The 5,130-nt window shown below is 67.2% G+C and carries 6 protein-coding genes; 2 read left to right on the top strand and 4 right to left on the bottom strand.

Annotated features, from left to right (window positions below):
• On the bottom strand, positions 1-476 hold a 476-nt coding region (locus VNS22_RS04620), incomplete at its 3' end, for a WecB/TagA/CpsF family glycosyltransferase (RefSeq protein WP_325730079.1).
• 420 nt (positions 477-896) lie between these two features.
• Between VNS22_RS04620 and VNS22_RS04615 the strand changes: the two genes are divergently transcribed.
• Positions 897-1,349, top strand: a complete 453-nt coding sequence (locus VNS22_RS04615) for a response regulator (protein ID WP_325730077.1) — start codon at positions 897-899, stop codon at positions 1,347-1,349.
• A gap of 78 nt (positions 1,350-1,427) precedes the next feature.
• A complete protein-coding gene (locus VNS22_RS04610; RefSeq protein ID WP_325730076.1) occupies positions 1,428-1,820 on the top strand; it encodes a response regulator in 393 nt (130 codons plus the stop codon).
• Between the two features lie 7 nt (positions 1,821-1,827).
• Here the strand turns inward: VNS22_RS04610 and VNS22_RS04605 are convergent, their stop codons facing one another.
• From VNS22_RS04605 to VNS22_RS04595, 3 genes are read right to left on the bottom strand one after another with little or no spacing between them, the layout of a single operon-like run.
• A complete protein-coding gene (locus VNS22_RS04605; RefSeq protein WP_325730074.1) occupies positions 1,828-3,333 on the bottom strand; it encodes a tripartite tricarboxylate transporter permease in 1,506 nt (501 codons plus the stop codon).
• Between the two features lie 6 nt (positions 3,334-3,339).
• On the bottom strand, positions 3,340-3,807 hold the full coding sequence (locus VNS22_RS04600) for a tripartite tricarboxylate transporter TctB family protein (protein WP_325730072.1): 468 nt from the start codon (positions 3,805-3,807) through the stop codon (positions 3,340-3,342).
• 11 nt (positions 3,808-3,818) lie between these two features.
• Positions 3,819-4,796: a tripartite tricarboxylate transporter substrate-binding protein gene (locus tag VNS22_RS04595; RefSeq protein ID WP_325730070.1), complete on the bottom strand. Its 978-nt coding sequence runs from the start codon at positions 4,794-4,796 to the stop codon at positions 3,819-3,821.
• Positions 4,797-5,130 lie beyond the last annotated feature (334 nt).

Below are 5,130 nucleotides of genomic sequence, written 5' to 3'. Positions count from 1 at the left end.
TCCTGCTGCGGCGAGCCCACCGCCAGGAAGACGAAGCGGCTCGGATGGCGCTCCACAAACTGCGCGGCTTCCAGCACCGCCGCCGGGTCGCGGATGAAACCCATCGGCGGGTTGAAGTGGCAGACGTCGCGCAGACCGTAGCGCCGCTCGATCTTCGCGATAAGTTCCTCCGAGCCGCCGATGATCGTGATCCGCTCCTGCGGGTCGATCGTGTATTCGAGCATGATGGCGGTGAGGTCGGAGCCGGTGACCACCGGCAACGACACGCCGCTGAGCCGGCCGATCAGGCTGACGATCCGGCTGTCGCACAAGGACAGCTCGGCATCCTCGTAGATCTCGACCAGCTCGCCCCGGTCGCGCCAGTTACGGACGACATGGTCGACATTGGGCGTGACGATGTAGGTGAACGGGTCGTTGACCGTGCGCGTCTCGAGGTAGCGCAGCACGTCGCGCACGCCGACGCCGGTGAACGGCATCTCGCAGAATTTCTGCTTGAGTGGGCGGCTACGCTCTGGTCCGCGATTAGGACCGGAGGAGGCTAGCAGCTCACCGGCGAGATTCATTTACAAATCCGGAAACCGTTGAAGCGGGAATTATGAACATCACGGTTGTCCAAATTCCTTCCAATCCTCGTACGAGGTGATTTTGCTTGCCGATGTGACACGCTATATCAGGCCGCATCGACATCTAGAGAGATTTCCATCAGTTCCAATGCGGCCCATTGGTGCGGCCGGTCACTCGCCAAGCTCGACGTCGTTGCCGTGACATTGCCTGTTCCGGTTGAATTCCTCTCATGCCGATGTGGAATTTACCATTTCGATCATTTGATGATGGTGTCGGCAGATGATGAAGCTTTCGTCCGGGGGGGCACTTCTGTTGGCGGCGTGGGGGGATAAGTGTCGTTTCTGACCAAGCTGTTCCAGTGGACGAGAAGCGAGTCGCAAGCGCAGCAGTCGCCTTTGGCCAGCCGGCCCACCAGCCGGTACAGCATCCTGGTGGTCGACGACGACCCGCACCTGCGCGAGCTGGTCCGTTTCGCCCTGGAGCAGCAGGGTTATGCCGTCCGGGTCGGTGGTACCGGTGCGGACGCGATCCGGATGGCGCAGGAAAGCTCCCCGGATCTGATCATCCTGGACGGCAACATGCCGGTCATGGACGGGCTTGATGCGCTGAAGAAGCTCAGGACCATCAAGGAGACGGAGAAGATCCCGGTGATCATGCTGACCATGCGCTCGCACCAGGTCGACATGATTTCCGGATACCGCTTTGGTGCTCAGGAATATCTCACCAAACCGATCGCGATCGAGCAGCTCATGGTGAGCGTCCGCAAGCTGCTGGCCGGGCACTGAGGTCGTGGTGTCGAGAACTCGCGAAAGGCACTGGCGGTTCTCCTGCCCGGCTGCGGCTGCGCCGGGGAGTTCTTGCCGATGAGCGACACCGCACTGCGCCGGATCCTCTATGTCGATGACGACGACGACCTTCGGTCGATCGCGGTGTTCGCGCTGGAGGCGTTGGGCGGCTTCGAGGTGGCGGCCTGTGCCAGCGGGACGGAGGCGCTGGCCTGCGCTGCCGAGTTCCAGCCTCAGCTCCTGCTCCTAGACGTGATGATGCCGGAGATGGACGGGCCGGCCGTGCTCCGGGCACTGCGCGGCCTGCCGGTCACTGCGGCCACGCCGGCCGTGTTCATGACCGCGGCCACCCGCCCGGAGGAGGTGGCCAGGTTCGTGGCGGGCGGTGCCATCGACGTGATCGCCAAGCCGTTCGACCCGATGACGCTGCCTGAGACGGTCCTCATGGCCTGGAGCCGGCGGGACGGTTGAACCGCCGTCAGGCGGCTTCCTCGAACGCCTCCTCCCGCTTGGCGCGCACACGCGGCAGGGTCAGGACCAGGATGATGGCGAGCGTCAGCAGCAGGAGGGCCAAGCTGATCGGCCGGGTCACGAAGGTCGTCATGTCGCCGCGCGCCAGGATCATGGCCCGGCGCAGATATTCCTCCATCATCGGCCCCAGGATGAAGCCCAGGAGCAAGGGCGCCGGCTCGCAGTCCAGCCGCACCAGCACGTAGCCCACCAGACCGAACAGGATCATCAGGTAGACGTCGGATGCGAGGTTGTTCAGGCTGAGTACGCCCACGCAGCAGAACACCAGGATCGCCGGGTAGAGCAGCCGGTAGGGGATGGTGAGCAGCCGGACCCAGAGCCCGATCAGCGGCAGGTTCAGGACGATCAGCATCAGGTTGCCGATCCACATCGACGCGATCACGCCCCAGAACAGCTCGGGCTGCTCGCTCATCACCTGCGGGCCCGGCTGGATGCCCTGGATGGTCAGAGCGCCCACCATCAGCGCCATCACCGGGTTGGACGGGATGCCCAGGGTCAGCATCGGGATGAAGCTGGTCTGCGCCCCGGCATTGTTGGCGGATTCCGGTGCCGCCACGCCTTCGATGGCGCCATGGCCGAAGGCCTGCGGCGTCTTCGAGATCTTCTTCTCGACGGCATAGGCGGCAAAGGCCCCCAGCACCGCACCACCGCCCGGCAGGATCCCCAGGACCGAGCCCAGGCCGGTGCCGCGCAGGATCGGGCCGATGATCCGCCGGCATTCCTCGCGGTTCGGCAGCAGGCTGCCGATCACCCGGGTGAGCGGCTTGCGGGTCGCCTCGTGGTCGAGATTGGTCAGGATCTCGGCGATCCCGAACATGCCCATCGCCAGCGCCACGAAGTTGATGCCGTCTGCCAGTTCTGGGATGTCGAAGGTGAAGCGCTGCTCGCCGGAGTTGATGTCGGTGCCGATCGTGCCGAGCAGCAGGCCCAGCACCACCATCGCCACCGCCTTCAGGACCGGCCCGCGTGCCAGTGCCACCGACGCCACCAGCCCCAGCACCATCAGGGCAAAGTATTCGGCCGCCCCGAAGTTCAGGGCGACGTCCGCGAGCGGCGGTGCCAAAAATGCCACCACCGCCGTCGCTACCGTGCCCGCCACGAACGAGCCGATCGCGGCGGTCGCCAGGGCAGCACCGGCCCGGCCCTTGCGCGCCATCTGATAGCCGTCCAGGGCCGTGACCACCGAGGACGTCTCACCCGGCAGGTTGATCAGAATCGCCGTGGTCGAGCCGCCATACTGGGCGCCGTAATAGATCCCGGCCAGCATGATCAGCGAGGACACGGCCGGCAGGCCAAACGTCGCCGGCAGGAGCATCGCGATGGTGGCCGCCGGCCCCAGCCCCGGCAGCACGCCGATCAGCGTGCCCAGCAGCACGCCGGTCAGGCACCAGGCAAGGTTGAGCGGGGAAAGCACCACTGACAGGCCGAGGCCGAGGTCGCCCAGGATCTCCATGGTGCCCTACCCGCCGAGCAGCCGGCCGAACACCGGGATCGGCAGGCCCAGCCCATGGGCGAACACGGCGATCGAGAACAGCGTCAGTATCAGGGCCGACAGGATCAGCCCCACCGCCGTCACCTGCCGGCTGGCGAGCGCCGAGAGGCCCACCAGCAGCGGCACGGCGGCGATCATGCCGAGCGGGCGGATGGTGAGGCCGAACAGGATGCCCGGCCCCAGCACCAGGAGCATCGCGCGCCAGGGCCAGCGGCCGATCGGCTCGCCCGGCCTGCGCAGGCCCTGGACCAGGATGACCGTGCCCAGCACGGTCATCATCACCGCCAGGATCGTCGGAAAGAAGGCCGGGCCCATCCGGTTGGGCGTGCCGAGATCATGGTCCTGCGCGAACCAGCCGAACGCGCAGCCGATCACGACGAACAGGGCACCCGCCGCGATGTCGCGGGGGCTGCCCCGCCCGAGCGTGCCTGGCACCGGCTGGCCCCTCAGTCGGCGTACTGGCCGGCCGCCTCGATCACGGGCCGCCAGCGCGCGATCTCGGAGGTCACCAGCTGCTCGAGCGCTTCCGGGGTCGCCGTCTCGGCCGTGGCCGGCGTGGCGCCGAGCTCGGCCAGGCGCTGGGTGACGTTCGGATCGGTCACCGCCGCCTGCAGCGCCTCCTCCAGCCGCGCCACCACCGCAGGGTCGGTACCGGCCGGCGCGTACAGCCCGTGCCAGACCCCCACCTGCACGTCGGGCAGGCCGCTCTCGGCGGTGGTCGGCACGTCCGGCAGCGAGGGCAGCCGCTCCGTCGTGGTCACGGCATAGACCTTGATGGTGCCGCCCTTGATCTGGCTGGTCGTGTTGGTGGTCTGGTCGCACATCAGGTCGACTTGGCCACCCAGCAGGTCGTTCATCGCCGGCGCGGTGCCCTTGTAGGCGACGGTGGTCAGCGGCACGTCCAGCGCCTGCATCAGCAGCATCCCGCACAAGTGCGAGGCGGAGCCGATCCCGGCATTGGCGTAGGTGATGGCATCCCCTTCCGCCTTGGCCTGCTCGATCAGCGCCTTCATGTCGGCGGCGGGGAAGTCCTTGCGCGCGACCACCGTCATCGGCACGTCGGCCACGATGCCGATCGGTGCGAAATCCTTGGCCGGGTCATAGCTGAGCTTGCGGTAGAGGGTGGCCGAGGTCGCCTGGCCGATATGGTGCAGGAGCAGGGTGTAGCCGTCCGGATCCGCCTTGGCGACCCGGGCCGCACCGAGCGTGCCGCCGGCTCCGCCGACATTCTCGACGATCACCTGCTGGCCGAGCGTGCCGGTCATGGACTGGGCGACCAGCCTGGTCACCGTGTCGGTCGGCCCGCCCGCGGCGAACGGCACCACGATGGTTACCGGCTTGGTCGGGAACTCCTGGGCGCTGGCGGCCGAGCCGGCACCCAGCAATGCCGTGGCGATGACGGCTGCAATGAAACCGCGACGCATATTGCGCCTCCCCGTTTTTCCTTGCGCGCAACAGACCACGGATCAGCAGCCGAATCCAAGGGGGCGCGCGCGGTTTCCGGATCCTGCGTGACCCTGAGTGCCGTCCTGTCTGGAACCGCTCCAGATCAGGAGGGTTGGGTGGCGGAGATGGCGGCAGCCCAGCGGGGTCTTGCCGCACCCCCAGGCGATTTGGGAGCGGCCATGCAAGCCACCGAAACCGACACACGCTCCGGCAACGGAAGGGGCGAGCCCGGCCGGATCCCGGTCGTGCTGACCATCAACGGCACCGAGCGGCGCCTGGAGGTCGAGCCCTGGACCACGCTGCTGGACCTGC

Source organism: Geminicoccus sp. (assembly GCF_035556675.1).
GTDB lineage: Bacteria > Pseudomonadota > Alphaproteobacteria > Geminicoccales > Geminicoccaceae > Geminicoccus.
This window is presented reverse-complemented; position numbering and strand designations above follow the sequence as displayed.